We start from the raw sequence: 25,072 nt of genomic DNA, 5'->3' as shown, positions 1-25,072 counted from the left end.
CCCCCCCCCCCCCCCCCCCCCCCCCCCCCCCGCCCCGTGCCCCGCCCGCTCCCGGGCGCCGCTTCCCCCGCTCCCGGGCGCCACTTTCTGAGAAAGCGTGGCCATGGCGCGTCGGATGGCCACGCTTTCTCCGAAAGTGCAGGTGAGGCCGGGTGGGGGAGTGGGGGCGGCCGTCCGGGGGTGAGGAGGGGGCCGTCCGGGCGGTGGGGGTCGGTGGTCCTGGCAGCACTGTCGTCCGCCGACAGTGCACATTGGAAATCCTCCTGGGTGGCAAATCCGGAAATCCTGGACGCTGCGACGGCAAAGTGGCAGCTTAGAGGGCATGGCGGAATCCGGAGTCAACCCCACCGCGGCGGCCCTGCTGGGGCTGCTGCACGAGGGCCCGATGACAGGCGGCCAACTGATGGCCGCCGCCGAGCGCCGACTGGCGCCGTACTGGTCGATGACCCGCAGTCAGGTCTACCGCGAGTTGCCGGTGCTGGCCGAGCGGGGTTTCGTGCGGCTGGGCAAGCCCGGGCCGCGGATGAGCCAGCCGTACGCGATCACCGCCAGCGGGAAACGGACATTCTCCCGCTGGTTGGCGGAGAACCCGGGCCGGGACACCATCCGCAACCCGATCGCCCTGCGGATCGCCTTCGGCAACCTGCACTCGGCCAGCCAGCTCAAGAACCTCTACGCCTCGGCCAACGAGTACCACACCGAGGCCCTGGCGCACGTGCGGGAGCAGGTGAAGAACGCCAAGAAGGAGGGCGACAACTACGACGCCAGCGCGTTGGAGTTCGCCGTGGCCTACCACAAGGCGGCGCTCTCCTGGCTGAAGACCGCCCCGGTCGGCTGATCATCTGCCCGGGTCGGCGGTGTGACGTGAGCGGACCGCCGCACGCACAGTACGCTTGTCTGTCGTGACCGCTGCCGATTACGCCGAACAGCTCAAGGAACTCGACGCCACCCTACGCAACATCGAGGCCGTGCTCGACCTCGACCGCCTGCACGAGGAGAAGGCCCGGCTCGAGGAGCAGGCGTCCGCGCCCGACCTGTGGGACGACCAGGCCAAGGCGCAGCAGGTGACCTCCCAGCTCTCGTACGTCAACGGTGAGATCAGCAAGCTCGGCAGCCTCCGCTCCCGGCTCGACGACGCCGGTGTCCTGCTGGAGCTGGCCGAGGCCGAGTCCGACCCCGGAGTGCTCGCCGAGGTCGAGACGGAAATCGGCGGGCTGCGCAAGGCCATCCAGGAGATGGAGGTCCGCACCCTGCTCTCCGGCGAGTACGACTCCCGGGAGGCGCTGGTCGCCATCCGGGCCGGTGCCGGCGGCGTGGACGCCGCCGACTTCGCCGAGATGCTGCTGCGGATGTACCTGCGCTGGGCCGAGCGGCACGGCTACCCGACCGAGGTCTACGAGACCTCGTACGCGGAGGAGGCCGGCTTGAAGTCCGCCACCTTCACCGTCAAGGTCCCGTACGCCTACGGCACCCTCAGCGTCGAGTCGGGCACCCACCGGCTGGTCCGGATCAGCCCCTTCGACAACCAGGGCCGCCGGCAGACCAGCTTCGCCGGGGTCGAGGTGCTGCCCGTGGTGGAGCAGACCGACAGCATCGAGATCCCCGAGAACGAGATGCGGGTCGACGTCTACCGTTCCTCCGGGCCGGGTGGGCAGAGCGTCAACACCACCGACTCGGCGGTGCGGATCACCCACATCCCCACCGGCATCGTGGTGACCTGCCAGAACGAGAAGTCCCAGCTGCAGAACAAGGCCTCCGCGCTGCGGGTGCTCCAGGCCCGGCTGCTGGAGCGCAAGCGGCAGGAGGAGCAGGCCAAGCTCCAGGGCCTCAAGACGGACGCCGCCGGTTCGTGGGGCGACCAGATGCGCTCGTACGTCCTGCACCCCTATCAGATGGTGAAGGATCTCCGAACCGAGCAGGAGACCGGCAATCCGTCCTCGGTCTTCGACGGCGAGCTGGACAGCTTCATCGAGGCCGGAATCCGTTGGCGCAAGCAGCAGCAGCTCGCCAACGACGCTGCGTGATCAAGCGTGGGCGGAGCGCGTCGTCGATCTCCTGGTAGGAGGGACGATCGATGACGCGTCTCGCAGAGGTGGGGCGTAGGACTTGGCTCAGCGGTTACACCGCGTAGACTCACCACCCGTGATTCAGCTTGAGCAAGTGACGAAGACGTACCCGAAGGCGTCCCGGCCTTCGCTCGACAACGTGTCCGTCTCGATCGAGAAGGGCGAGTTCGTCTTCTTCATCGGTCCATCCGGCTCCGGCAAGTCCACCATCATCAAGATGCTGCTGCACGAGGTCAGCCCCAACAAGGGTCGCGTCATCGTGAACGGCAAGGACGTCACCACGATGCGTTCCTGGAAGCGACCCCACTTCCGGCGCTCGATCGGCTGCGTCTTCCAGGACTTCCGGCTGCTGCCGAACCGCACCGCCTACGAGAACGTGGCGTTCGCTCTCGAGGTGATCGGCAAGACGAAGGCGGTCGCCCGCCGGGTCGTGCCGGAGGTGCTGGAGCTGGTCGGGCTCGGTGGCAAGGAGCACCGCTACCCGCACGAGCTCTCCGGTGGTGAGCAGCAGCGGGTAGCCGTCGCCCGGGCGTTCGTGAACCGTCCGCTGATCCTGCTGGCGGACGAGCCGACGGGAAACCTGGACCCGGACACCTCGATCGAGATCATGCGCCTGCTGGACCGGATCAACCGCACCGGCACGACCGTCGTGATGGTCACGCACGACTCCAACATCGTGAACCAGATGCGCCGCCGCGTCGTCGAGATCGAGAGCGGCCGCATCGTGCGCGACCAGGCCCGCGGCGTCTACGGGTGAGCCGGCGCTCCACCCCTGCCGTACACCCTGACGACGAACACCTCATGCCGGAGAGCCGGAGGAACACCCGATGCGGATGAAATACGTCCTGTCCGAGGTACTGGTCGGACTGTGGCGCAACGTCACCATGACCATCGCCATGATCATCACCATGGCGGTGTCGCTGTTCATGCTTGGCGGGGCCGGTCTGCTGTACCAGAAGGTCGGCGACATGAAGGACCTGTACTACGAGAACGTCCAGGTCTCGATCTTCCTCGCCACCGACGTCAGCGAGCAGCAGCGCACCGACCTGGAAGCCAAGCTCGAGAGCGACCCCCTGGTCAAGGAGGTCCTCTACGTCAACAAGGACGAGGCGTACAAGCGCTTCCAGGAGATGTACCAGGACGCCCCGGACCTGGTGAACGCCGTCAAGGCGGACCAGCTGCCCGAGTCGTTCCGGCTCACGCTGGTCAACCCGGAGCAGTACAAGAGCATCTACGACCAGTACAAGGACTCCGAGGGGGTCGACGAGATCGTCGACCAGAGCCGGTTGCTGGACAAGGTCTTCGGCGTCCTCACCGGCATCCAGACCTTCGCGCTGGTGATCGCGGTGTTCATGGCCGCCGCCGCGTTGCTCCTGGTGGCGAACACCATCCAGGTCGCCGCGTACAGCAAGCGGCGTGAGGTCGCGGTCATGAAGCTCGTCGGTGCCTCCAACTGGTTCATCCAGGCGCCGTTCGTGCTGGAGGCCGTGGTCGCCGGTCTGATCGGCTCGGTCCTCGCCCTGGTGTTCATGGCGCTCGGCAAGTACTTCGGCGGCAGCGGCTCGCTCTCCGCGCTGGAGGGCCTGATCACGCCGGTCTCATGGGGCGACATCTTCCTGATGTTCCCGATCATGGCGGGCGTCGGCGCCCTGTTCAGCGCCGTCACCGGCTGGATCACGCTCCGCTTCTACCTGCGGGTCTAGTCGCCCGGCGGCTCCCGGTCAGGGCCCTTCCGCGCTGGAATAAACGGCGCGGGAGGGCCCTTGTCTCTCGGGTAGCATGATCCCCGCCCCGCGGCCGGTCGTACCGGTCGTGGACCGGAAGGAAAGGGGGTGGCGCCGATGCCACGGGAAAAGGGCCGCAAGGTGGTCGCCTCCAACAAGAAGGCGCGCCACGACTACGCCATCCTCGACACGTACGAGGCGGGCATGGCGTTGACCGGCACCGAGGTGAAGTCGCTGCGGGCGGGCCGGGCCTCCCTGGTCGACGCGTTCGCTCAGGAGCGCAACGGCGAGCTCTACCTGCACGGCATGCACATCCCGGAGTACACCCAGGGCACGTGGACCAACCACGAGCCGCGGCGTACCCGCAAGCTGCTGCTCAAGCGGCTGGAGATCGACCGGCTGATCGGCAAGACCCGCGAGGGCGGCCTGACCATGGTGCCGTTGCAGGTCTACTTCTCCGACGGCTGGGCCAAGGTGGAGATCGCCCTGGCCAAGGGTAAGAAGACGTACGACAAGCGGCAGGACCTCGCCAAGCGGGACGCCGACCGGGAGATCGCCCGGGTGGCCGGCCGGCGCGGCAAGGGCATGGACGACTGATTTGTCGTCTCTGTCCGAGTCGTGATCCGGCCCGGGGCCTCGGGATGAATCCGGTTGCGGCAGGCGTTATTCTTGACGAAGCCGCCACCAGGCGGCCGACCGAGGGGGTGACTGGTTTCGACTTCGTACGTTGCGGCAGGGGAAGCGAGCCGAGGAAGCCGACGTCGTCTCGAGAATCGTTCGTCGGAAACCAATAAGCGCCAAGAACAATCGCGCTGACTTCGCTCTCGCCGCCTGAGGCGAGTAGTGAGTCTGTCGGCCTGGGAACGCCTTCGTCCCAGTACGCCGGCATCAGCTAGGAGGCTGGCCAATCGGACCCGGTCGCGGGGTCCGTGCGGCGAGATCAATCAGCGACTGGGCCCGTCACACCAACTTGCTCGCGTGAGCGGTGGGGCCGAGTAGAGGCATAGCGAGCTGCGCTCGGAGAAGCCCTGACAAACCGGCGAAGGACCCGGGTTCGATTCCCGGCACCTCCACCACCTCGATGTGCGCCCCGGTCCACCTGGACGGGGGCGCACAGTCGTCTCTCCGGCTGCCGCTGGGGCCATTGGGACGCACGGGGCGAATGAGACGCTCCCCGCCCCTGGACAGCGCCGTCGGCAGGGGTCCACCATCGCTGTATGCGGTAGTGCAGCAACGCGGGAGGTGCCCATGGTCACCGGTCCGATCCAGCAGCCGTCCGTCGCCCCGCCGGCGGTCCGCCCGCCCGCCGCGCGCCCGCCCACCCCACCCGGCGCTCCGCAAGGCGCCCTGCCCGCCCTGGCCCGGGCGCTCGCCGTACCGCCGGAAGAGCCGCGCTGGCGGGAACGGGTCATCGTCCACCTCGCCCCGGTCCGCCGGGGCTTCGCCGAACACGTCCGGATCACCGAGGGCCCGGCCGGCCTCTACGCGGAGGTGCTCGCGCAGGCGCCCCGGCTGCACCGCGGCGTGCGGCTGCTGACCCGCGAGCACGCGGCCATCGTCGCGGCGCTGGCCGACCTCCAACGCGTGGTCGAACGACCCGGAGTGGGTGCCGAGGAGCTGCGCCGGCGCACCGACGAGCTGCTGCGGGCGCTGGCCCGGCACCGGCAGCGCGGCGCGGACCTGCTCTGGGAGGCGTACCAGACGGATCTGGGCGGCGAAACCTGACCGGTGGGAACCGGCGCGGTGCTGCGCCGCGTCCAACCCCCATGCGTCGAATCCTCGCCCTGCTGGGCCTGCCCCTGGTGGTCACCGCGGCCGGCTGCGCGCCGGCCGGTTCCGACCCGGCCGACGGGCCGTCCGCCGCCGGCCGCGACCAGCGGTGGGAGGCGTTCGACCCGCGGGCCGCGGAGGTGGCCGAGGCGTGGCGCCCGGCACCGGCCTGGCGGACCGGGTACGTGCCGCTGCAGGACCCGACGGTCCTGGTCGGCGACCCGAACTTCACCGCCGACACGGAGGTCGCCTTCCGGGCCGGTTGGTACCGGGATCAGGTCGAGGTGCCGGCCAACCGCCCGGCCGCCGGCACGATCCGGTTCCCCGACGGCACGATGACCGTGCCGCTGGTCAGCGCCGCCGAGGCGTACCGGCAGCTGGACCAGGGCGACCCGCCGCCGTGCGAGGGGCGGCCGAAGGTGCCCGCCCCGACGATCGAGCCGGGCCCGGACGGGTCCGTCTCCAGCCCGGTCGCCACCGCCTGCATCCCGCTGACCGTCACCGCGGTCAAGCTCGGCACCGCCGAGGTCCGCACCAGCCGGGGAGTGGCCGACGTGCCGGCCTGGCTGTTCACCGTGGAGGAGTTGGCCGCCCCGGTGGCCCGGGTCGCGGTGGCGCCGCAGTCGGTCACCCCGGTGCCCGAGCCGACCGCTCCGGCCCGGCCGGGTCCCGACGGCGTGGTCGGCGCCCAGCACGTCGAGCGGGTGGACGGGGCACGGCTGACCTACGTGCTCGGGGTGGGCGCCTGCGACACCGGGATCACGCCGCTGGTGCAGGAGCGCGCGGACGTGGTGGTGGTCGGCGGCGGGGTCGTTCGCGCCACCGGTGTCTGCACCGAGCAGCTCAAGCTGGAGCCGGTCACGGTCACCCTGAAGGCGCCACTCGGCGGCCGGCCGGTGCTCGACGTGCTCACCGGGCAGGTGCTGACCCAGCAGGCCGGCTGACGATCAGAGGATCCGGGGCACCTCGGCGCTGATCGGCGCCGGAAGCACCGTCGGACCCTCGGCCCGCAGCGCGGCGGCCAGCGCGTCGGGCAGCTCGTCCGGCGTGCCGACGACCCGGGTGGCGCAGCCGTACCCCTGGGCGATCGCGGTGAGGTCCAGGCCGGGCAGGTCCAACCCGGGCACGCCGGGGGTGTGCTTCAGCTCGGCGAACGACTTGAGGATCGTGTACTGCCGGTTGACCGGCACCAGCACGACGATCGGCAGGCGCAACCGGGCGGCGGTCCAGAGCGCCTGCACCGAGTAGTGGAACGAGCCGTCGCCGATCACCACGACCACCGGCCGGTCCCGACCGGCGTCCCGCTCGGCGAGGGCGATGCCCACCGCTGCCGGCAGCCCGTACCCGAGCCCGCCGCTGGCCATGGTGAAGTACGACGCCGGGCGGGCCGTCGGCAGCCGCCGGCGCAGCGCGGCCAGGTTGGACGGTGACTCCTGGACCAGTATCCCGTCGGCCGGCCAGCAGGCCGCCAGCGCGGCGAAGAGCGCGTCGGCGTCCGGTGGATCGGCGGGTTGCGGCGGTCCGGCCTCCGGTCGGGGTTCCGGCGCCGGTCGGTCGGTCTCCGGCAGCAGGTCCAGCAGCGCGGCGAGGGTCAACCCGGCGTCCCCGAGCAGGCTGTCGCCGACCGGCGCACGGGCGGCCTCCTCCGGGTCGTCGGTGACGTGCAGCAGCCGGGTGCCGTCGGGCAGGTGCGCGCCGGGGACGTGCGGGTAGTACCGGAACACCGGCGCGCCGACGACCAGCACCAGGTCGTGCCCGCGCAGCTTCTCGGCCAGCGGTGCGATCGCGAAGGGCAGCACCCCCCGGTAGTGCGGATGCCGCTCCGGGAAGGCGGCCCGCTCCGGTGCCGGGGCGGACCAGACCGGCGCGGCCAGCCGCTCGGCCACCGCCACGGCCACCGGCCAGGCCTCAGCCCGGTCCACCGCCGCGCCGAGCACCAGCACCGGGGAGCGGCTGGCGGCCAGCAGCGCGGCGAACTCCCGCAGCCGCTCGGGGTCCGGCCCGAAGCGGGTCGCCACGGTACGCACCGCGGGCGGCGGGTCCGCCGGCTGACTCCAGTCGTCCAGCGGCAGGGAGAGGAAGACCGGCCCGGACGGCGGCTGGGCGGCGATCGCGTACGCCCGCATGAACGCCGCCGGGATGTCCTGCGCGCGGACCGGCTCGTAGCTCCACTTCACGTACGGCTGGGGCAGCTCGGTCGGCGCGCGGCTGGTCAGCCGGGGTTCGGTCAGCAGCATCTCCCGGCTCTGCTGGCCGGCGGTGACGATCAGCGGCGTCCGGTTGTGCCAGGCGGTCACCAGGTTGCCCATGCCGTTGCCGGTGCCCGGGGCGGTGTGCAGGTTGACGTGCGCGGGCCGGCCGGTGACCTGCGCGTACCCGTCGGCCATCGCCACCGCGGACGCCTCCTGCAGGGCGTGCACATAGCGGAAGTCCGCGGGGAAGTCCTGGAGGAAGGGTTGCTCGGTCGAGCCGGGATTGCCGAAGACGGTGGTCAGGCCTAGGGCGCGCAGCAGCTCGTACGTGGTGTCCCGGACGGTCGCCATCGCCCCCTGCCTCCCTGTCCGGCGCGTGCCGCAGCGCAAGCTGACACCGGCCTCCGACCTGCCGAATCTATCGGGACGAGGTGGACAAGCCGGGCACTTTGCCGCTCACCGTGCCGGACGCACCCGGCCGGGGTCGCTCAGGGCAGCGGGAAGGGGGTCTTGATGCCGTCCAGGGCGTGCCCGCAGGGGCAGTCCCGGTCGGCCGGCAGGGCGCCCAGCGCGTCCAGCAGCACGCCGCGCAGGCGGTCGGTGTTCTCGGCGAAGACCCGGAACACCTCCTCCTGGGTGACCGACTCGCCGGCCTGCACACCGGCGTCCAGGTCGGTGACGAGCGCGATGGAGGTGTAGCAGAGGGCCAGTTCGCGGGCGAGCACCGCCTCCGGGTGGCCGGTCATGTTGACCACCGTGCCGCCCATCGAGGCGTACCAGCGGGACTCGGCGCGGGTGGAGAAGCGCGGACCCTCGACCACCACCACCGTGCCGCCGTCCACCGCCGGCACGTCCCGCCCGGCCGCGGCGGCCAGCAGCGTACGCCGCCCGACCGGGCAGTACGGGTCGCCGAAGGGCACGTGCACCGCGCCCCGGTCGTAGTAGGTCTGCGCCCGGCCGCTGGTGCGGTCGATCAGCTGGTCGGGTACGACGAAGGTGCCCGGGCCCAGCTCCGGCCGCAGGCCGCCGACCGCGCACGGGGCGAGCACCTGGCGCACCCCGAGCGACCGCAGCGCCCACAGGTTCGCCCGGTACGGGATCAGGTGCGGCGGATACCGGTGGTCGCGGCCGTGCCGGGGCAGGAAGGCCACCGGCCGCCCACCCACCTCCGCGACCGTCACCGGGTCCGAGGGTGCCCCGTACGGCGTCTCCACCACGTGCTCGGTGGCGCCGTCGAGCAGCGCGTAGAGCCCCGACCCGCCGATCACCGCGATGTCCGCCGTCGGACCCATCGACCCTCCCTCGTTCCCGCTCGATCACCCGCCGGTCAGACCTTAGCCACCGCCCCGGGGGCAGGCTATGGTGCCAGGCATGGCGGTGACAGCGCGGATGGCCGACGGCGACCGGTTCCACGACCCGGCGCGCGGCTGACGGTGTCCGAGATGCAGGAGGAGGGACGGGCGATCGGCGGTCGAGCCATGGAGTCCATGACCGGGCGGCTGCTGGTGGCGACTCCGGCCCTCAAGGATCCGAACTTCGACCGCACGGTGGTGCTGCTGGTCGCCCACGAGGCCGGCGGGGCGCTCGGCGTCGTGCTCAACCGGGCGACCGAGGTGCCGGTGGCCGACGTGCTGGGCGACTGGAGCGACCTGGCCCGCCATCCCGCGGTGCTCTTCGAGGGCGGCCCGGTGCAGCCGGACTCCGCGATCTGCCTGGCCCGGATGCGGCACCCGATGCGCCGGCTCAAGGGCTTCCAGCAGATCTCCGGCGCGGTGGGCACCGTCGACCTGTCGGCCGACCCGGAGAAGCTGCGCGACGGCCTCGGCGCCATCCGGGTCTTCGCCGGCTACTCCGGCTGGGGCTCCGGGCAGCTGGAGCAGGAGATCGAGGACGGCTCCTGGTTCGTCTTCGACGCGCTGCCGGGGGACGCCTTCGTCGACCGCCCGGACGACCTGTGGCCGATGGTGCTGCGGAGGCAGGGCGGGATGCTGGCGGCGGTCGCCCACTTCCCGCCCGACGTGGCGCTGAACTAGGGCCACCGGGGTGGGGACCCCGCGAGATGACCATGCCGGGCGGCGTGTGTATAGTTCTCGTCGTGCCCGGGACACCGGGGACGACAGCAAGGGGCCGTGGCGCAGCTGGTAGCGCACCACACTGGCAGTGTGGGGGTCAGGGGTTCGAGTCCCCTCGGCTCCACCTTTGCTAAGGGCGTTCGCCGTCAGGCGGGCGCCCTTCGTCGTTCCTGACGGTGAAAGTAGCCATAGCTGCTGTCCCTCGCCCACAGCACGTTCTCCATCGCATCGGCCGCCTGGACGATCTGAGCGGGCATGACGTGGCTGTAGATGTAGATGGTGACGCCGATCTCAGAGTGACGCAGGAGTTCCATGAGCACCCGGGCCGGTGGTCGGGTTGGAGCGTTCTGCCCCTGTCGGCCCGTTGATCGCCACCCCTACCGTAGGCCGTCGGCGGGCGTTGGCTCCCGACCGTTGACAGGGCTGTCCAGGGGAGTTGATCCGTGGCGAGACGGAAGGCCGGTGCCACCGGCCCCGCTGACACCGGTTGGTGGAGATTGGGGCTGATCGCCTCAGTGTTTCTCCTGCTCGGTGTGGCCCTGGTGGTCGGCTCCATCTTGTACCGGTGGGAGTTGTCGGCGCGGGCGGACCGACTGCGGAGCGAGGGAGTTCCCGTCACCGCCACGGTCACCGACCGGGCCGGGGCGGCGGCCGTGGCAGCGGCATCGATCGCATCGAGATCTACTACATGTACGGGCCGGCGCAGTATCACACGTGGATCCCTTGCGCCGGGGTGACCGGCTGCCACAGCACTCCGAAACCGGAACTGACGGTGTGGGTCGATCCGGCAGAGCCCGAGCGGTTCGTGGCCGAGAACGGGCACACCGATGGTTCGCTGTCCTTCCTGATGTCTTGGACAACCATTCCGATGGGCGGGGTGTCCGCGGCCGTAGGCGGTGCGTTCCTCGGCCTCGTTCTTCACGTCAAGTGGAGTGAAAGGGCCAGAGCCGGCCAGCTCAGTCAGGGCCGCCGTGGCCGTGGCGGTCGAGGCCGCTAGCAGGTCCGCGGCGTGGTAAGCCTGGCAACGGCACCGATGCATCTCCACCCGGTACCCGGCAACGCCGAGGAGCTCGCACCGTTCAAAGCTTGAGGCTGACGATCTCTCGTCTCATTTCCACCGCTTCCTCGTCCCGGTCGCACAGCAGCAGCACCTTGAACGGGACGCCCCTGCCGTGCGGCCGGCCGAGCGGGTCGACCCAGGTGCGAGCGGCCCGCGACAGGACCCTGAACAGCGTCTGCCGCTCGCCAGGGCTGCTGGACATGAGCAGTGGCGCACGCTCCACCACGATGAGGTATGACTCGGCGGGCAGCCAGCTCAGGTCACGGAGGCAGTCGGACAACGCGTTCCAATTCCAGCCGAAGTAACCGGGAAAGAGCAGCGCGTCGGAGAACTCGTAGAAGACGAGGTCTGCATCCGTCATCTTCGCCCCGTCCAACCGGGCGACAACCAGCTTTCCCGCTTCCGGCACGATCGCCCCTGCCTGGACCATCGTTCCAGGCGAGCACACCGTCAGCGGATCCCCAGAGCCGTTCCACCAGTCACTCGTGGTCGGATTCACCGGCCCAGCGCCGGCGGTGCGCCCGGTGCCTGACGCCCTTGATCCACTGCCTCCCGCTGAGCCCTCCCTGAACGTGGGTCGGTCCAGCTCGTCCCCGCGTACCCGGAACAGCGTCTGTCCATCCTCTGCTTCGACCCCATCCGGGTGAGTGGAGATGACCAGGGCACCGTCCTCGTCCTGGCTGACGATGCTGCATCGCACGCGGACCGGTGCCGGCAGACGAGTGCCGGCGTTCAGCTGACCGCCGGTGAAAACGGGGACCTTGTCGACGAAGAACGACGATCTCCCGTCAGCGTCGACTATGCGGACGCGCACCCAGCCCGGGAAATCCTGACTGACCCATGCGACCACCTCGCAGCGGAGAAAGCATTCTTCGTGCGGCACGGGCCGATCCTGCCCGTCTGCTCGTGCGATGCCAACCGACCATTGACGACGTCAGCCAAGGGCAACCACGAGGCTGGAGGCCGTCGTCCGCTTCAGGCCTCGGTCGGATCAGCCGCTCTGGCGGCCCGCTCGATCGTGGCGAACCGGTCCTCCCAGAAAGCCTTGTCGGGCTGCGACTTCGCGTGGTAGGCCGCTACCCCTGTCGAGCCGTCGAGCTGTTCCCGCAGGATGTCGGCGTGCCCGGCATGCCGGCTGGTCTCGGTCAGCATGTGGACCAGGATGTTGAACAGCTTCACGTTCGGGCGGGGCCACCACGGCACGTGCCCGGGCGAGTCGATGGCCAGGGCGGTGATCGTCGCGTCCGAGTGCGCCCACACGCGACGGTACCGGCCGACGATCTCCGCACGTGTCTCGTGCTCGGTCGCCCACATGTCGGTGCCGCGCGCTCCCAGGTCGTCCCACCGCGGCAGGGGTTCGGGGAACGGCCGGTCGAAGACCTCACCGAAGTATATGGACTCCCAGAACGACAGGTGCTTGACCAGGCCGAGAAGGTTGGTTCCGGTCGAGGTCAGGGGGCGGCGGACGTCGTACTCGCGCAGTCCGTCGAGCTTCCAGAGCATCGCCTCGCGGATGTCTCGCAGATCGCTGTGCAGGTACTCCTTCGCGAAATCATCGATCATGGGGTGAGAGCCTGTCATGCGCCGGCGGCGGGCTCAATGCTTCACCAGCCCCTGGCGGAGTGACACCGCGGCACGGGACGCGCGGAACTCTCGAGGCCGGGGCGAAGGCGTTGACAATGTGGCCATGTCAGCACGCACCGTCATCGGCATCCTCGAGCTGGTCGGCCTCTACGTGTTCGCCACGTCCGGCGCCCTGATGGCCATCCACAAACGTTTCGACCTAGTCGGGATCGTGGTCCTGGCCATGCTGACCGCTCTCGGTGGCGGCATCCTCCGCGACCTGATCATCGGGGACACGCCGCCGGCCGCCTTCACGAACGTCAACTATCTGGTGATCCCGCTGGTCGCCGCGGTGGTGACGTTCTTCGTCCACCCCGTGGTGCAGCGGCTGACCTTCACGGTGCTCGTCTTCGACGCCGCCGGGCTCGGGCTGTTCTGCGTCACCGGCACCCTCAAGGCCCTCGAATTCCACCTCGGCTCGCTCCAGGCGGTGCTGCTGGGGATCACCACCGCTGTCGGCGGCGGGGTGCTGCGGGACATCACCGCCCGGGAGACGCCTGCGCTGGTGCAGGTCGACACGGACCTCTACTCGATCCCGGCGGCGGCCGGTGCGATCGTTGTCGCTGCGGCACACCACACCGACCTGGCGATGCCCGTCGTCGCCACCGCTGCGGCGGTGCTGGTGTTCCTGTTCCGGATCGTCGCCATGCTCCGCCACTGGACCGCGCCGCGCGCCTGGGAACGCAACGGCCGGAATCTCGCGTCGTGATCCTCGGCACCCCGGGCCACCGGGTCGAACCTTTGCCGCCTCCCGCCCGTACCAGTGCCCGGGAGGTCCATCATGACCGTACGCCGAGTGCTCGCCGTTCTCGCGGCCGTCGCCGCGAGCGTCCTGCCGACCGCGACCCCCGCCGCCGCGCACGGTGCGCCGACCAGCCCGCTGAGCCGGTCCGCCGCCTGCGGCCCCGAGGGCCCGCACGCCGCCACGCCCGCCTGCCGGGCCGCCGTCAAGGCCGGAGCGGCGGTACGCGAGTGGGACAACATCCGGGTCTTCGGCGTCGACGGCCGGGACCGGGAGCGGATCCCGGACGGTGAGCTGTGCAGCGGCGGGCTGTCGGCGTACCGGGGGTTGGACCTGGCCCGCACCGACTGGCCGGCGACCGAGGTGACCGCCGGGGCGAAGTTCACCTTCCGCTACCGGGGCACCATCCCGCACAAGGGCACGTTCCGGCTCTACGCCACCCGCCCCGGGTACGACCCGAAGAGCCGGTTGACCTGGGCGGACCTCTCGCCGCGACCGTTCCTGACGGTCACCGACCCGCCGCTGCGCGACGGGTCGTACCGGCTGCCGGGCCGACTGCCGGCGGGACTGACCGGGCGGCACCTGATCTACACCGTGTGGCAGAACTCGGACACCCCGGACAGCTACTACTCCTGCTCGGACGTGGTCTTCCGGGGGCCGGGTGGTGCCACCCCCAGTGCACCGGCCAGTCCGGCCGGTCCGGGCGCCTCGGCGGGCACGCCGAGGGCCGCCGGCACCGCCGTACCCGAGTTCACCGCGGCGCCGGTGCCCGGCGATCCGGGCGTACCCGTGGCATCGGTGACCCACCTCGGCGGTGACAGCCTCCGGCTGGTGGTCGGCGCGGCGGCGGCGGTCACCGTGCTGATCGCCGCGATGGTGGCGATGCGGCTGCGCCGGGCCGGTACGGCGGTCCCGCCGGGCCGCGCCTGTGAGGTGCGCAACCACCGCGCCGGCCGCCGCCGCATCTGGTGACTCCGCCCCGCCCCGGCCGCGCCCTGTGGTGGGCGGCGGCCGGGGCGCCTCGGCGGCTCAGCCGAGCAGGCGGTCGATCTCGGCCAGTTCCTCGGCGGTGAAGTCGAGTTTCTGCACCGCGGCGACGTTCCCCTCGAGCTGGGCCACGCTGCTCGCGCCGATGATCAGGCTGGTCATCCGCGGGTCGCGCAGCGCCCAGGCGAGGGCGAGCTGGGCCAGGGTCTGCCCCCGCCGCTCGGCCACCTTGCCCAGGCCGCGGATGGTGGCCAGCTTCTCCTCGGTCAGGTCGCTCTCGTTGAGGAAGACGCTGGTGCGCACCCGCGAGTCCTCCGGGACGCCGGCCAGGTAGCGGTCGGTGAGCAGACCCTGGGCCAGCGGGCTGTACGCGATGCAGCCGGCGCCGACCTCCGCCAGCGTGTCGAGCAGGCCGTCGTCCTCGGTCCAGCGGTTCAACATCGAGTACGACGGCTGGTTGATCAGCAGCGGCGTGCCCAGGTCACGCAGGATCGCCGCGGCCCGGGCGGTCTGCTCCGAGTCGTAGTTGGAGACGCCGACGTAGAGCGCCTTGCCGGAGCGGACGATGGCGTCGAGCGCGCCCATCGTCTCCTCCAGTGGGGTGTCCGGGTCGAAGCGGTGCGAGTAGAAGATGTCGACGTAGTCCAGCCCCATCCGGCGCAGCGACTGGTCCAGCGAGGAGACCAGGTACTTGCGCGAGCCCCACTCGCCGTACGGGCCGGGCCACATCAGGTAGCCGGCCTTGCTGGAGATCACCAGCTCGTCCCGGTACGGCTTGAGGTCGGTGGCCAGCATCCGGCCGAAGGCCTCCTCGGCCGCGCCGGGCGGGGGGCCGTAGTTGTTGGCCAGGTCGAAGTGGGTGACGCCGAGGTCGAACGCCCGGCGCGCGATGTCCCGCTGCCGCTCGTAGGGCCGGTCCGGTCCGAAGTTGTGCCACAGGCCCAGCGAGACGGCGGGCAGTCGCAGCCCGCTGCGTCCGGTCCGCCGGTAGGTCATCGAGTCGTAGCGCTGGTCAGCCGCAAGGTAGTTCACGACGCCGACCCTATCGGCGGCACGGAACGGGCGTGCCGTCCCGGTGTGCGGGGTAGCTTCGAGCGCATGCGATTCGTCCCGCTCGACACGCCCAAGCCCATCTCCAAGATCGGCCTCGGCACCTGGCAGTTCGGCTCGAAGGAGTGGGGTTACGGCCCCGACTACGAGCGCCGCGCCGCCGAGATCGTCCGGCGGGCGATGGATCTGGGCGTCACCCTCTTCGACACCGCCGAGGTGTACGGCTTCGGTCGCAGCGAGCGGATCCTCGGGGCCGCCCTCGGCGCCGACCGGGAGAAGGTCGTGGTGGCCAGCAAGGTCTTCCCCGTGCTGCCGATCGCCCCGGTGGTGCAGCAGCGGGCGGTCGCCTCGGCGGCCCGGCTCGGCGTGCACGGCATCGACCTCTACCAGGTGCACCAGCCCAATCCGGTGGTCGCCGACACCACCACCATGCGCGGCATGCGCGCGTTGCAGGACGTCGGCCTGGTCGGCGAGGTCGGGGTGAGCAACTACAGCCTGCGCCGCTGGCGGTTCGCCGAGGCCGCGCTGGGCCGGCGGGTGCTCAGCAACCAGGTCCGCTACAGCCTCGTCGACCGGGCGCCGGAGGAGGACCTGATCCCGTACGCGGAGCAGGCCGGCCGGATCGTCATCGCGTACAGCCCGCTGGCGCAGGGCTTCCTCTCCGGCCGGTACGACGCGAAGCACCCGCCGAGCGGGGCGGTGCGCCGGGCCAACCCGTACTTTCTGCCGGAGAACCTGGCGCGGGGCACCGCCCTGATCGCGACGCTGCGCGAGGTGGCCGACGCGCACGACGCCACCCCCAGCCAGATCGCCCTGGCCTACCTGCTGCACCACCCGAACGTGGTGGCCATCCCCGGCGCGTCCAGCGTGGAGCAGATGGAGCGCAACGCGGCCGCCGCCGAGATCGACCTCACCGACGCCGAGTACGCCGCCCTGGCCACCGCCGCCCGGCAGTTCCGGCCGGTCACCGGCCTGGCCGCGGTGCCGAAGCTGATCCGCGCCCGAGCGGGGAAGTGAGCAGCATGGACGACATCACCGCGCTGATCCTGGACGACCACGCCGCCTTCAGGCGCGGCTTCGCCCGGCTCGACGACGCCCGCGACCCGGCTGAACTGCTGGCCGTCTGGGAGGCGCTCGCCCTGCACCTGGACATCCACGCCGAGGCGGAGGAGGCGATCCTCTACCCGTACCTGGTGCGGCACGGCGACGACGGCGAGGACGAGACCACCGACGCCATCGGCGACCACAACGAGATCCGGGACGCCATCGCCGAGTCGAAGCTGCACCCGGTCGGCTCCGACCAGTGGTGGGCGGCGGTGTGGAAGGCCCGCCGGGAGAACAGCGAGCACCTCGCCGAGGAGGAGGACGAGGCGCTGCCGGACTTCCGCCGGCACGCCGGCGTCGAACTCCGTGCCGAGCTGGGCGCCCGCTGGCTGACCTTCTACGGCGAGCACAAGAACGGCCGCAGCCTGCGCTTCGCCGACAAGGACCCGCAGCGGTACGTCGAGGAACACCGCCGCTGATCTCCCCGACGCGGGGGAGTCGCCCGGTGTGGCGGGGCGCGAGAATGGCCGGGTGAACCCCCGGGCGCTGATCGCGCCGCTGGTCCGTCCCAGCACCTGCCGACGCGGCGTGTTCCTGCTGCTCGGCGGGGTGCTCGCGCTGCCGTACGTGCTGCTGGCCGGCACCTTCGTCCAGCTGCTCACCCGCGGCGAGGTGCCCCGGCTGCTGGTCCTCGCGCTGGTGGCGGTCGCCGCCGTGATCGGCGCGGTGCCGTTCTTCCTCGACGGCAGCCGGGCGCTGGAGGTGGCCGCCGCCCGCGCCCTGCTCGGCGTGCCGCTGCCGGAGCCCGCCACCGGGCACCCGGCCGACCGGGAGACCCGGCTGCGCGCCGCGCTCTGGATCGCCCTGCACATGACTGTCGGCGGGGCGGTGATGTTCGCCCTGATCAGTGCCCTGCCGATGGCGCTGTCGTTCATCGCCCAGCAGTTCGGCATCGGCACCCAACTGGTCGCCCGGCAGAGCTGGGGACCGCTCGACGGGCGGGACACCGGCTGGCTCACCCTGACCGGGGTGCTGATGCTGCTCGGCCTCGGCTACGCGGTCGCCGGGCTGGGCACGCTCGCCGCCTCGATGGCGCCGGTGCTGCTCGGCCCCTCGGCGGGCGAGCAGCTCGCCGCCCTGGCGGCCCGGGCGGCCCGGCTCGCCGAACGCAACCGGCTGGCCCGGGAACTGCACGACTCGGTGGGCCACGCGCTGACCGTGGCCACCCTCCAGGCCGGCGCGGCCCGTCAGCTCCTCGACGACGACCCGGAGTTCGCCCGTCGGGCGCTCGCCGCGATCGAGGAGACCAGCCGGCACGCGATGGACGACCTGGACCACGTGCTCGGCCTGCTCCGGGAGACCGAGGACGGTGCCCGGGCCCCGGCCGGCACCGCGCCGCAGCGCACCCTGGCCCAGCTCGACCGGCTCGTCGCGGACACCCGGGCGGCCGGGCTGCCCGTCGAGGCGCGGGTCGACGGCGGGCTGGCGGAGCTGCCCCCGGCGGTGTCGCGGGAGGGCTACCGGATCGTGCAGGAGGGGCTGACCAACGCCGCCCGCTACGGCCGTGGCCCGGTGCGCCTGCGGGTGGACGTACCCGGGGAGGCGACCGCGCCGGACCGTGCCGAACCGGCCGACGCGCTGAGCGGGAGCTGTCGCTGGCTGGAGATCGAGGTGGAGAACGCGCTGGGCGGCGCGGCGCGGCCGGGACGCGGCGGCCGTGGCCTGGACGGCATGCGGGAACGGGTGCTGCTGCTCGGCGGGCGGATCACCGCCGGCCCGGACGGCGGCCACTGGCGGGTCCGGGTGGGGCTGCCGGTGCCGAGGGAGGAGATGCGGTGAGCACCGACGTGCTGATCGTCGACGACGACGAGCTGATCCGGGTCGGGCTGCGGGCGATCATCGACGCCCAGCCGGACCTGCGGGTGGTGGGGGAGGCCGCCGACGGCGCGGAGGTGCCGCCGCTGGTGGCGCGGCTGCGGCCCCGGGTGGTGCTGATGGACGTGCGGATGCCCGCCATCGACGGCATCCAGGCCACCCGGCGGCTGCTCGCCGCCTCCGCCGACCCGCCGCGCGTCCTGGTGGTCACCACCTTCGAGAACGACGAGTACGTCTACGAGGCGCTGCGCGCCGGCGCGAGCGGTTTCCTGCTCAAACGGGCCCGCCCGGCGGAGGTGGTCACCGCCGTGCGGGCGGTCGCCGCCGGTGACTCGCTGCTCTTCCCGGCCGCGATCCGCCGCCTCGCCGGGGCGTACGGGTCCTCGGGCGGGGACCGGCTGCGCGCGGCGCGGCTGACCGAACGGGAGGCGGAGGTGCTGCGGCTGATGACCGCCGGGCTCTCCAACACCGAGATCGCCGGGCAGCTCGTGGTCGGGGTGGAGACGGTCAAGACGCACGTCGGCAACGTGCTGGCCAAGCTCGGGGTGCGGGACCGCACCCAGGCGGTGATCGCCGCGTACGAGTCCGGTTTCGTCGTCCCCACCGGCTGATCCCTCCGGCGGGGGAGCAAGTTCGTCACCGCTCGGGAGGGTTTCCCGGGCGCGCCGGCCGAGGCTGAGAGCATGACGACGACCGATGTCCCCACCCTACGCCCGGCCTCCCGCCGGCCCGACCGGCTCGCCCCGCTGGCCGCCGGCTGGCTCGGCCTCTGGGGCGTACTCGCCCTGCTCTGCACGCTGACCGGCGCCGGCTACCCGCTCGGCGCGAACGACCCGGGCGGCGGCGGGCCGAGCCTGCTCCGGCTGGTTCCCGTCGACGTCGCGCCGCCGCTCTTCGCCGGGATGCTGCTGACCGCCGCGGTCGCCGCGCTCGCCATGAGCAGCCAGGGTGCCCGCATCGCCGGTCCGCTGCGCGCGCTGCTGCTCGGCTACGGCTGGACGGTCGCCTTCGTCCTGGCCGTGGTGGTGCCCGACGCGCGGGTGCTGGTGATCCTCGGCTACGCGCCGATCCTGATCCTCGGCGCCCCGTTCGGCTGGCCGCCGGTCGACTACGCCGACATCTTCACCTGGGCGCTCGGCGTCCGGGTGGCCGCCATGGTGGGCGGAGTACTGCTGGCCGGGGCGCTGCTGGTCTGGCAGCGGCGGACCGCCGACGCCTGCGTGGCCTGCGGCCGGGGCGGCGCCGAGCGGGGCTGGACCACCCGTGCGGCCGCCGCCCGCTGGGGGCGCTGGGCCGCCTGGACGGCCGCGGTGATCCCCTTCGCGTACGCGTTGACCCGGTTCGCCTGGGCGGCCGGCATCCCGCTCGGCATCTCCCCGGGGATGCTCGACGAGATGCAGGAGACCGGGCAGGTCTGGGCCGGCGCCGGGCTGGGCGCCTTCGCCACCGTCGGCGCGATCCTCACCCTCGGGCTGGTGCAGCGCTGGGGCGAGCGGTTCCCGCGCTGGATGGTCGGCCTGGCCGGGCGGCCGGTGCCGGTGAAGCTCGCGGTCGTCCCGGCCACCCTGGTCGCGGTCGCGGTCACCGCGGCCACCCTCGGCCTGGTCACCTTGCCCGATTTCTGGCAGCTCGGCGGCGGCTTCACGATGGCCAGCGCGCCGATGCTGCTCTGGCCGTTCTGGGGTGCCGCGCTCGGCGCCGCCACCTACGCGTACCACCTGCGCCGCCGGGGCGGCTGCGCCCGCTGCGGTCGCGGCTGACGTCGCGGGCCGGCGCCCGCCGCCGGCCCGTGGCCATCGGGGGAGGAGGGTGCCTCGTCGATCGACGGGGCACCCTCGTTTTCCTGAGCTAGCGTGGGTCGGGTGACTGCGCCCAACCAGGTTCTCCCGGTCCCGCCCGCCGACCTGCCCGGCACGCTCGGCGCGCTGCGGGCGGCCGGCCACCGGTACCGCACCGTCAAGCAGGAACTCCGCGACAACCTCCTCGTCCGGATGCGCTCCGGCGCCGACCGCTTCCCGGGCATCGTCGGCTACGACGACACCGTCCTGCCCGAGGTCGAGCGGGCCCTGCTCGCCGGCCACGACATGGTGCTGCTCGGCGAGCGCGGCCAGGGCAAGACCCGGCTGATCCGCTCGCTGGTGGCGTTGCTCGACGAGTGGACCCCGGTGATCGGCGGCTCCGCCCTCAACGAGCACCCGATGCACCCGCTCACCCCGGCGTCCCGCGCGCTGGTCGCCGAGGCCGGCGACGACCTGGCGGTCGGCTGGCTGCACCGCTCGATGCGCTACGGCGAGAAGCTGGCCACCCCGGACACCAGCGTCGGTGACCTGATCGGTGACGTCGACCCGATCCGGTTGGCCCAGGGCCGCACCCTCGGCGACCCGGAGACCATCCACTTCGGACTGGTGCCGCGCACCAACCGGGGCATCTTCGCGGTCAACGAGCTGCCGGACCTGGCCGAGCGGATCCAGGTGGCGCTGCTCAACGTGCTGGAGGAGCGGGACATCCAGGTGCGCGGCTACCAGCTGCGGCTGCCGCTGGACCTGTTCCTGGTGGCCAGCGCCAACCCGGAGGACTACACCAACCGGGGCCGGATCATCACCCCGCTCAAGGACCGCTTCGGCGCGGAGGTCCGCACCCACTACCCGGTCGACCTGGAGCTGGAGCTGGCCCTGATCCGGCAGGAGGCCGAGCTGGTCGCCGAGGTGCCGGAGCACGTGCTGGAGGTGCTCGCCCGGTTCGCCCGCGCGGTCCGCGAGTCGCCGTCGGTCGACCCGCGCTCCGGCGTCTCCGCCCGCTTCGCCATCGCCGCCGCCGAGACCGTCGCCGCCGCCGCGCTGCGCCGCTCCGGCCTGCTCGCCGCCGGTTCCGCCGCCGAGGGGGTACGCCCCGAGGCCCCGGTCGCCCGGGTCGGCGACGCGGTGTCGGTCACCTCGACGCTGCGCGGCAAGGTCGAGTTCGAGAGCGGCGAGGAGGGGCGCGAGATCGAGATCCTGGCCCACCTGCTGCGCACCGCCACCGCCGAGACGTTCCGGGCCCGGCTGGCCGGGCTGGACCTCTCCGGCTTCACCGCCCTGGTCGCCGAGGGCACCGTGATCGAGACCGGTGAGCTGGTCTCCTCGGCCGAGCTGCTGCGCCAGGTCGGCACGGTGCCGGGGCTGGCCAAGGCGCTGGACCGGCTGGGGCTGGGCGACGCGCCCACCCCGGAGGAGGCCGCCGCCGGGATCGAGTTCGTCCTGGAGGGGCTGCACCTGACCCGCCGGCTCGGCAAGGACGTCACCGAGTCGGGCCGCACCGTCTACGGCGGCCGGGGCTGAGCATGGCCGGCAACCGGTTCCGGTACGGCCAGTGGCGCGGCGGGCCCGACCCGCTCGCCCCGCCGTACGACGTACGGGCCGCGGTGGACGCCGTCGGTGCGGAGGTGCTGGCCGGCGGCAGCCTGCGGGAGGCGCTGCGGGACCTGCTGCGGCGCGGCCCGCAGGGCAGCGGCGGCCTGGACGACCTGGCCGCCCGGGCCCGCCGGTTGCGCCGCGAGGCGCTGCGCCGGGGTGACCTGGACGGCGCGGTCACCCGGTCGCAGGCCCTGCTCGACCAGGCGCTCGCGGCGGAACGGGACGAGCTGCGCGGACGCGCCGACGACGACGCGCGCTTCGCCGAGGCGGTGCTGGACAATCTGCCCCGCTCCACCGCTCGCGCCGTGCAGGAGCTGGCCGGCTACGAGTGGGCCAGCGACGAGGCGCGGCAGACGTACCAGCGGATCCTCGACGGGCTGCGCGGTGAGGTGCTGGAGCAGCGCTTCGCCGGGCTGCGCGACGCGGCGCGGGCCGCCGGTGATCCGGCGGTGCAGCGGCGGCTGGCCGAGATGATGCGCGACCTCAACGACCTGCTGGCCCGGCACGCCCGCGCCGAGGACACCACCGACGCGTTCGCCGAGTTCATGCGCCGGCACGGCGACTTCTTCCCGGAGCGGCCGAAGGACGTCGACGAGCTGGTCGACGTGCTGGCCCGCCGGTCGGCGGCCGGGGAGCGGCTGATGCGGTCGCTGTCGGACCGGCAGCGCGAGGAGCTGGCCGGGCTGATGCGGCAGTCCCTCGGCGACCGGCTGACCGGCGAGCTGTCCGCGCTGGACGGGCACCTGCGGGCGCTGCGCCCGGACCTCAACTGGCAGCGCGGCGAGCGGGTCCGCGGCGACCGGCCGCTCGGCTACGGCGAGGCGGCCGGGGCGCTCGACGAGATCGGCGAGCTGGACGACCTGCTCGACTCCCTCGATCAGGAGCACCCGGGCGCCACCCTCGACGACGTGGACGTCGAGGCGGTGGCCCGGACGCTGGGCCGCGACGCCGCCGACGACGTGCGCCGGCTGCGGGAGCTGGAGCGGGAACTGCGCCGGCAGGGGTGGGTGAGCCGGGACGCCGACGGGCTGACCCTGAGCCCGAAGGCGCTGCGCCGGCTCGCCGGCACCGCGCTGCGGCGGGTCTTCGCCGACCTGACGGCCGGGCCGCGCGGGCAGCACGACCTGCGCTCGGCGGGCGCGGCCGGCGAGGTCAGCGGCGCGTCCCGGCCGTGGGAGTACGGCGACGAGCAGCCGCTGGACGTGGTGCGCACCCTCACCCGGGCGGTCCGCCGGGCCGGTCCCACCGTGCCGGTCCAGCTCGCGGTCGACGACTTCGAGGTGGTGGAGACCGAGCGGCGGGCGTCGGCGGCGGTGGCGCTCTGCGTCGACCTGTCGTACTCGATGATTTCGCAGGGGCGCTGGGGGCCGATGAAGCAGACGGCGCTGGCGCTGTCGCACCTGGTGGCGACCCGGTTCCCGCAGGACGCCCTGGAGATCGTCGGCTTCGGCCGGGAGGCGCTGACGCTGACCCAGCAGGAGCTGGCCGCGGTGGAGCCGGACATGCAGCAGGGCACCAACCTCCAGCACGCGCTGCGGCTGGCCGGGCGGCACCTGCGCCGGCACCCGGGCGCGGAGCCGGTGGTGCTGGTGGTCACCGACGGGGAGCCGACCGCCCACCTCGACCCGGACGACGGGGAGGCGCTGTTCCACTGGCCGCCGCTGCCGGAGACCATCGAGGCGACCGTCCGCGAGGTGGACAAGCTGACCCGCTACGGCGCCACGCTCAACCTCTTCATGCTCGGCGACGACCCGGGGCTGCGCCGCTTCGTCGACGCGGTGGCCCGCCGCTCGAAGGGCCGGATGTTCACCCCCGACCTCGACGACCTCGGCGAGTACGTGGTCTCCGACTACCTGCGCGCCCGGCGGGGCCGCCGCTGAGCCGCCCGTCCGGGTGATCAGGGTGCGGTAACGGCCCGGCCGGCGTACGGCGGCGGGGTTGACTGGGGGCGTGGAGAGCGCGGAGCTGCGGCGGAGCTACCAGGAGCTGCTCGCCGAGGTGGAGGCGGGCGGCTTCGGTGAGCCGCCACCGGGGCAGCTGAGCGCCGAGCAGATCGTCGCCCACCTGGCCGCCAACGACGAGCTGCTCAGCGAGGCCACCGAGGCGGTGCTGGCCGGGTCGCCCTTCGCCTACTACGACCTGGAGGCCATCCACCGCCCCCAGCTGGACGCGCTGGTCGCCGAGTGCGGTGGCCTGGACGGGCTGGCCACCCTGCTGCGGGCGACCAGCCAGAAGCTCTGCGCGCTGGTGGACCGGCTCGGCCCGGCGGCGGACACCCCGGTCGACACCCACCTGCGGGAGGGCTTCGACCTGCGGGTCGACGATTCGCTGCCCTGGTTCCGCGTCCTCGACCTGCACACCCGCGTCCACCTGCCCAAGCACCTGGCGCAGCTGCGCATGCTCCGCCCCCACCCGCAGCCCGCCTGACCCCGCTCAGGAGGAGCGGCGGAAGGCGCGGCGGTAGGTCGACGGGGAGACGCCGACGTGCTGGTGCAGGCGCTGGCGCAGGGCGGCGGCGGTGCCGAAGCCGCAGCGGTGGGCGACCTGGTCGACGGTCAGGTCGGTGGTCTCCAGCAGCAGCCGGGCGTGCTCCGTGCGCTCCTGGAGCAGCCACTGGGCGGGGCTCAGCCCGGTCTCGGACCGGAAGTGCCGGGTGAAGGTGCGCACGCTCATCCGCGCGTGCTCGGCCAGGTCGCGCAGGGTGACCGGCTCGTGCAGCCGGCGCCGGGCCCACTCCCGGGTGCCGGCGGTGCCGGTCCCCGCGCCCGTGGGCACCGGCCGCTCGATGTACTGGGCCTGGCCGCCGTCGCGCCACGGCGGCACCACGCAGCGCCGGGCCGAGCGGTTGGCCACCTCGCTGCCGTGGTCGGTGCGGATGACGTGCAGGCACAGGTCGAGGCCGGCGGCCACCCCGGCCGAGGTGAGCACGTCGTCGCAGTCGATGAAGAGCACGTCCGGGTCCAGGTCGACCGCCGGGTGCAGCCGGCGGAACTCCTTCGCGTACGCCCAGTGGGTGGTCGCCCGCCGGCCGTCGAGCAGCCCGGCGGCGGCCAGCACGAACGCGCCGGTGCAGATCGACATGATCCGGGCGCCCCGCTCGTGGGCCGCCCGCAGCGCCGCCGCCACCTCGGGGTCGAGGATGCCGTCGGTCAGCGCCGGGCCGCCGTGGATGCCCGGTACGACCACCGTGTCGGCGGCCTCGACCAGTTCGAGCCCGTGGTCGGGAAGCACCTGGTAGCCGGCGGTGCTGCGTACCGGACGGCCCCCCGCGCTGCAGGCGTCGACGGTGTAGAGCTGCCGCATGTCCGGGGTGCGGGCGGTGCCGAAGACCTGGGAGGGGGTGCCGAGGTCGAGGCCGACCACCTGGTCGACGGCGAGCACCGCGACCCGGTGCGGGACGATCGTCATGGCCCGATTATTGCGCATGATGGCTTTCCGGCCACTCGTCGCCCGGGTGCCCGCCGCCGAGACTCGA

The 25,072-nt window shown here is 72.7% G+C and carries 25 protein-coding genes, 1 tRNA gene and 1 other RNA gene; 20 read left to right on the top strand and 7 right to left on the bottom strand.

The features are described from left to right. The first annotated feature begins 322 nt into the window (after positions 1-322). The 8 genes from ACSNN7_RS16955 (at position 323) to ACSNN7_RS16920 (ending at position 6,504) form a co-directional block, all read left to right on the top strand. Positions 323-838 carry a PadR family transcriptional regulator gene (locus ACSNN7_RS16955; protein ID WP_436681771.1) on the top strand — a complete coding sequence of 172 codons (516 nt, stop codon included), beginning with the start codon at positions 323-325 and terminating at the stop codon, positions 836-838. 64 nt (positions 839-902) lie between these two features. Continuing rightward, on the top strand, positions 903-2,024 hold the full coding sequence (prfB, locus tag ACSNN7_RS16950; RefSeq protein WP_436681770.1) for a peptide chain release factor 2: 1,122 nt from the start codon (positions 903-905) through the stop codon (positions 2,022-2,024). Between the two features lie 118 nt (positions 2,025-2,142). Next, complete coding sequence (ftsE, locus tag ACSNN7_RS16945; RefSeq protein WP_436681769.1) at positions 2,143-2,823, top strand: cell division ATP-binding protein FtsE; 681 nt, start codon at positions 2,143-2,145, stop codon at positions 2,821-2,823. A gap of 70 nt (positions 2,824-2,893) precedes the next feature. Continuing rightward, the gene (gene ftsX, locus ACSNN7_RS16940; protein ID WP_436681768.1) at positions 2,894-3,769 is read left to right on the top strand and encodes a permease-like cell division protein FtsX; all 876 of its coding nucleotides are present in this window, start codon (positions 2,894-2,896) and stop codon (positions 3,767-3,769) included. A 138-nt stretch (positions 3,770-3,907) separates the two neighbouring features. Next, positions 3,908-4,387: an SsrA-binding protein SmpB gene (gene smpB / locus ACSNN7_RS16935; protein WP_334451815.1), complete on the top strand. Its 480-nt coding sequence runs from the start codon at positions 3,908-3,910 to the stop codon at positions 4,385-4,387. A 103-nt stretch (positions 4,388-4,490) separates the two neighbouring features. Next, positions 4,491-4,866, top strand: a transfer-messenger RNA (tmRNA) gene (ssrA, locus tag ACSNN7_RS16930). 172 nt (positions 4,867-5,038) lie between these two features. Next, complete coding sequence (locus tag ACSNN7_RS16925; protein WP_436681767.1) at positions 5,039-5,515, top strand: hypothetical protein; 477 nt, start codon at positions 5,039-5,041, stop codon at positions 5,513-5,515. A gap of 41 nt (positions 5,516-5,556) precedes the next feature. Continuing rightward, a complete protein-coding gene (locus ACSNN7_RS16920; protein WP_436681766.1) occupies positions 5,557-6,504 on the top strand; it encodes a hypothetical protein in 948 nt (315 codons plus the stop codon). 3 nt (positions 6,505-6,507) lie between these two features. Here the strand turns inward: ACSNN7_RS16920 and mdlC are convergent, their stop codons facing one another. Beyond that, positions 6,508-8,103 carry a benzoylformate decarboxylase gene (gene mdlC, locus ACSNN7_RS16915; RefSeq protein WP_436681765.1) on the bottom strand — a complete coding sequence of 532 codons (1,596 nt, stop codon included), beginning with the start codon at positions 8,101-8,103 and terminating at the stop codon, positions 6,508-6,510. Between the two features lie 137 nt (positions 8,104-8,240). Next, the gene (locus ACSNN7_RS16910; protein ID WP_436681764.1) at positions 8,241-9,044 is read right to left on the bottom strand and encodes an S-methyl-5'-thioadenosine phosphorylase; all 804 of its coding nucleotides are present in this window, start codon (positions 9,042-9,044) and stop codon (positions 8,241-8,243) included. A gap of 150 nt (positions 9,045-9,194) precedes the next feature. Between ACSNN7_RS16910 and ACSNN7_RS16905 the strand changes: the two genes are divergently transcribed. Both ACSNN7_RS16905 and ACSNN7_RS16900 read left to right on the top strand, forming a co-directional pair. Continuing rightward, the gene (locus ACSNN7_RS16905; RefSeq protein WP_436681763.1) at positions 9,195-9,785 is read left to right on the top strand and encodes a YqgE/AlgH family protein; all 591 of its coding nucleotides are present in this window, start codon (positions 9,195-9,197) and stop codon (positions 9,783-9,785) included. A 90-nt stretch (positions 9,786-9,875) separates the two neighbouring features. After that, a tRNA-Ala gene (locus ACSNN7_RS16900) sits at positions 9,876-9,948 on the top strand. A 22-nt stretch (positions 9,949-9,970) separates the two neighbouring features. Here ACSNN7_RS16900 and ACSNN7_RS16895 read toward each other — a convergent pair. The 3 genes from ACSNN7_RS16895 to ACSNN7_RS16885 form a co-directional block, all read right to left on the bottom strand. Next, positions 9,971-10,138, bottom strand: a complete 168-nt coding sequence (locus ACSNN7_RS16895; protein ID WP_436681762.1) for a hypothetical protein — start codon at positions 10,136-10,138, stop codon at positions 9,971-9,973. A gap of 765 nt (positions 10,139-10,903) precedes the next feature. Then, positions 10,904-11,767, bottom strand: coding sequence for a barstar family protein (locus ACSNN7_RS16890; protein ID WP_436681761.1), 864 nt, complete (start codon positions 11,765-11,767; stop codon positions 10,904-10,906). 92 nt (positions 11,768-11,859) lie between these two features. Beyond that, positions 11,860-12,447, bottom strand: a complete 588-nt coding sequence (locus ACSNN7_RS16885; RefSeq protein ID WP_436681760.1) for a DinB family protein — start codon at positions 12,445-12,447, stop codon at positions 11,860-11,862. A 124-nt stretch (positions 12,448-12,571) separates the two neighbouring features. Here ACSNN7_RS16885 and ACSNN7_RS16880 point away from each other — a divergent pair, with 124 nt between their 5' ends. Together ACSNN7_RS16880 and ACSNN7_RS16875 are read left to right on the top strand one after the other, a co-directional pair. Next, the gene (locus tag ACSNN7_RS16880; protein WP_436681759.1) at positions 12,572-13,216 is read left to right on the top strand and encodes a trimeric intracellular cation channel family protein; all 645 of its coding nucleotides are present in this window, start codon (positions 12,572-12,574) and stop codon (positions 13,214-13,216) included. Between the two features lie 72 nt (positions 13,217-13,288). After that, on the top strand, positions 13,289-14,221 hold the full coding sequence (locus ACSNN7_RS16875) for a lytic polysaccharide monooxygenase auxiliary activity family 9 protein (RefSeq protein WP_436681758.1): 933 nt from the start codon (positions 13,289-13,291) through the stop codon (positions 14,219-14,221). Between the two features lie 57 nt (positions 14,222-14,278). Here the strand turns inward: ACSNN7_RS16875 and mgrA are convergent, their stop codons facing one another. After that, on the bottom strand, positions 14,279-15,268 hold the full coding sequence (mgrA, locus tag ACSNN7_RS16870) for an L-glyceraldehyde 3-phosphate reductase (protein WP_436681757.1): 990 nt from the start codon (positions 15,266-15,268) through the stop codon (positions 14,279-14,281). A gap of 66 nt (positions 15,269-15,334) precedes the next feature. Here mgrA and ACSNN7_RS16865 point away from each other — a divergent pair, with 66 nt between their 5' ends. The 8 genes from ACSNN7_RS16865 (at position 15,335) to ACSNN7_RS16830 (ending at position 24,024) form a co-directional block, all read left to right on the top strand. After that, complete coding sequence (locus ACSNN7_RS16865) at positions 15,335-16,303, top strand: aldo/keto reductase (RefSeq protein ID WP_436681756.1); 969 nt, start codon at positions 15,335-15,337, stop codon at positions 16,301-16,303. Positions 16,304-16,308: 5 nt separating this feature from the next. Next, a complete protein-coding gene (locus tag ACSNN7_RS16860) occupies positions 16,309-16,809 on the top strand; it encodes a hemerythrin domain-containing protein (protein ID WP_436681755.1) in 501 nt (166 codons plus the stop codon). A 52-nt stretch (positions 16,810-16,861) separates the two neighbouring features. Continuing rightward, a complete protein-coding gene (locus ACSNN7_RS16855) occupies positions 16,862-18,169 on the top strand; it encodes a sensor histidine kinase (protein WP_436681754.1) in 1,308 nt (435 codons plus the stop codon). Beyond that, entirely contained in the window at positions 18,166-18,816 is a 651-nt protein-coding gene (locus tag ACSNN7_RS16850) for a response regulator transcription factor (protein WP_436681753.1), read from the top strand. Before ACSNN7_RS16855 ends, ACSNN7_RS16850 begins: the two co-directional genes overlap by 4 nt. Positions 18,817-18,888: 72 nt before the next feature. Further along, positions 18,889-19,965 carry a hypothetical protein gene (locus ACSNN7_RS16845; protein WP_436681752.1) on the top strand — a complete coding sequence of 359 codons (1,077 nt, stop codon included), beginning with the start codon at positions 18,889-18,891 and terminating at the stop codon, positions 19,963-19,965. 93 nt (positions 19,966-20,058) lie between these two features. Then, entirely contained in the window at positions 20,059-21,522 is a 1,464-nt protein-coding gene (locus ACSNN7_RS16840; protein WP_436681751.1) for a magnesium chelatase, read from the top strand. Between the two features lie 2 nt (positions 21,523-21,524). Then, positions 21,525-23,477: a vWA domain-containing protein gene (locus ACSNN7_RS16835; protein WP_436681750.1), complete on the top strand. Its 1,953-nt coding sequence runs from the start codon at positions 21,525-21,527 to the stop codon at positions 23,475-23,477. Positions 23,478-23,547: 70 nt separating this feature from the next. Beyond that, positions 23,548-24,024, top strand: a complete 477-nt coding sequence (locus tag ACSNN7_RS16830) for a hypothetical protein (protein ID WP_436681749.1) — start codon at positions 23,548-23,550, stop codon at positions 24,022-24,024. 6 nt (positions 24,025-24,030) lie between these two features. Here ACSNN7_RS16830 and ACSNN7_RS16825 read toward each other — a convergent pair whose 3' ends face one another. Beyond that, entirely contained in the window at positions 24,031-25,023 is a 993-nt protein-coding gene (locus tag ACSNN7_RS16825; protein WP_436681748.1) for a GlxA family transcriptional regulator, read from the bottom strand. Positions 25,024-25,072 lie beyond the last annotated feature (49 nt).

It is taken from the genome of Micromonospora sp. URMC 105 (assembly GCF_051386295.1).
Taxonomy (GTDB): domain Bacteria; phylum Actinomycetota; class Actinomycetes; order Mycobacteriales; family Micromonosporaceae; genus Micromonospora.
The sequence above is the reverse complement of the archived record's forward strand: the minus strand, read 5'-3'. Positions and strand labels throughout refer to the sequence as shown.

Bases quoted from the DNA above. Each gene is read 5' to 3' on its own strand.
- ACSNN7_RS16955 (WP_436681771.1), top strand. From the start codon at position 323: ATGGCGGAATCCGGAGTCAACCCCACCGCGGCGGCCCTGCTGGGGCTG.
- ftsX (WP_436681768.1), top strand. From the start codon at position 2,894: ATGCGGATGAAATACGTCCTGTCCGAGGTACTGGTCGGACTGTGGCGC.
- smpB (WP_334451815.1), top strand. From the start codon at position 3,908: ATGCCACGGGAAAAGGGCCGCAAGGTGGTCGCCTCCAACAAGAAGGCG.
- ACSNN7_RS16925 (WP_436681767.1), top strand. From the start codon at position 5,039: ATGGTCACCGGTCCGATCCAGCAGCCGTCCGTCGCCCCGCCGGCGGTC.
- ACSNN7_RS16920 (WP_436681766.1), top strand. From the start codon at position 5,557: ATGCGTCGAATCCTCGCCCTGCTGGGCCTGCCCCTGGTGGTCACCGCG.
- mdlC (WP_436681765.1), bottom strand. From the start codon at position 8,103: ATGGCGACCGTCCGGGACACCACGTACGAGCTGCTGCGCGCCCTAGGC.
- ACSNN7_RS16910 (WP_436681764.1), bottom strand. From the start codon at position 9,044: ATGGGTCCGACGGCGGACATCGCGGTGATCGGCGGGTCGGGGCTCTAC.
- ACSNN7_RS16905 (WP_436681763.1), top strand. From the start codon at position 9,195: ATGCAGGAGGAGGGACGGGCGATCGGCGGTCGAGCCATGGAGTCCATG.
- ACSNN7_RS16895 (WP_436681762.1), bottom strand. From the start codon at position 10,138: ATGGAACTCCTGCGTCACTCTGAGATCGGCGTCACCATCTACATCTAC.
- ACSNN7_RS16885 (WP_436681760.1), bottom strand. From the start codon at position 12,447: ATGATCGATGATTTCGCGAAGGAGTACCTGCACAGCGATCTGCGAGAC.
- ACSNN7_RS16880 (WP_436681759.1), top strand. From the start codon at position 12,572: ATGTCAGCACGCACCGTCATCGGCATCCTCGAGCTGGTCGGCCTCTAC.
- ACSNN7_RS16875 (WP_436681758.1), top strand. From the start codon at position 13,289: ATGACCGTACGCCGAGTGCTCGCCGTTCTCGCGGCCGTCGCCGCGAGC.
- ACSNN7_RS16865 (WP_436681756.1), top strand. From the start codon at position 15,335: ATGCGATTCGTCCCGCTCGACACGCCCAAGCCCATCTCCAAGATCGGC.
- ACSNN7_RS16860 (WP_436681755.1), top strand. From the start codon at position 16,309: ATGGACGACATCACCGCGCTGATCCTGGACGACCACGCCGCCTTCAGG.
- ACSNN7_RS16845 (WP_436681752.1), top strand. From the start codon at position 18,889: ATGACGACGACCGATGTCCCCACCCTACGCCCGGCCTCCCGCCGGCCC.
- ACSNN7_RS16835 (WP_436681750.1), top strand. From the start codon at position 21,525: ATGGCCGGCAACCGGTTCCGGTACGGCCAGTGGCGCGGCGGGCCCGAC.
- ACSNN7_RS16825 (WP_436681748.1), bottom strand. From the start codon at position 25,023: ATGCGCAATAATCGGGCCATGACGATCGTCCCGCACCGGGTCGCGGTG.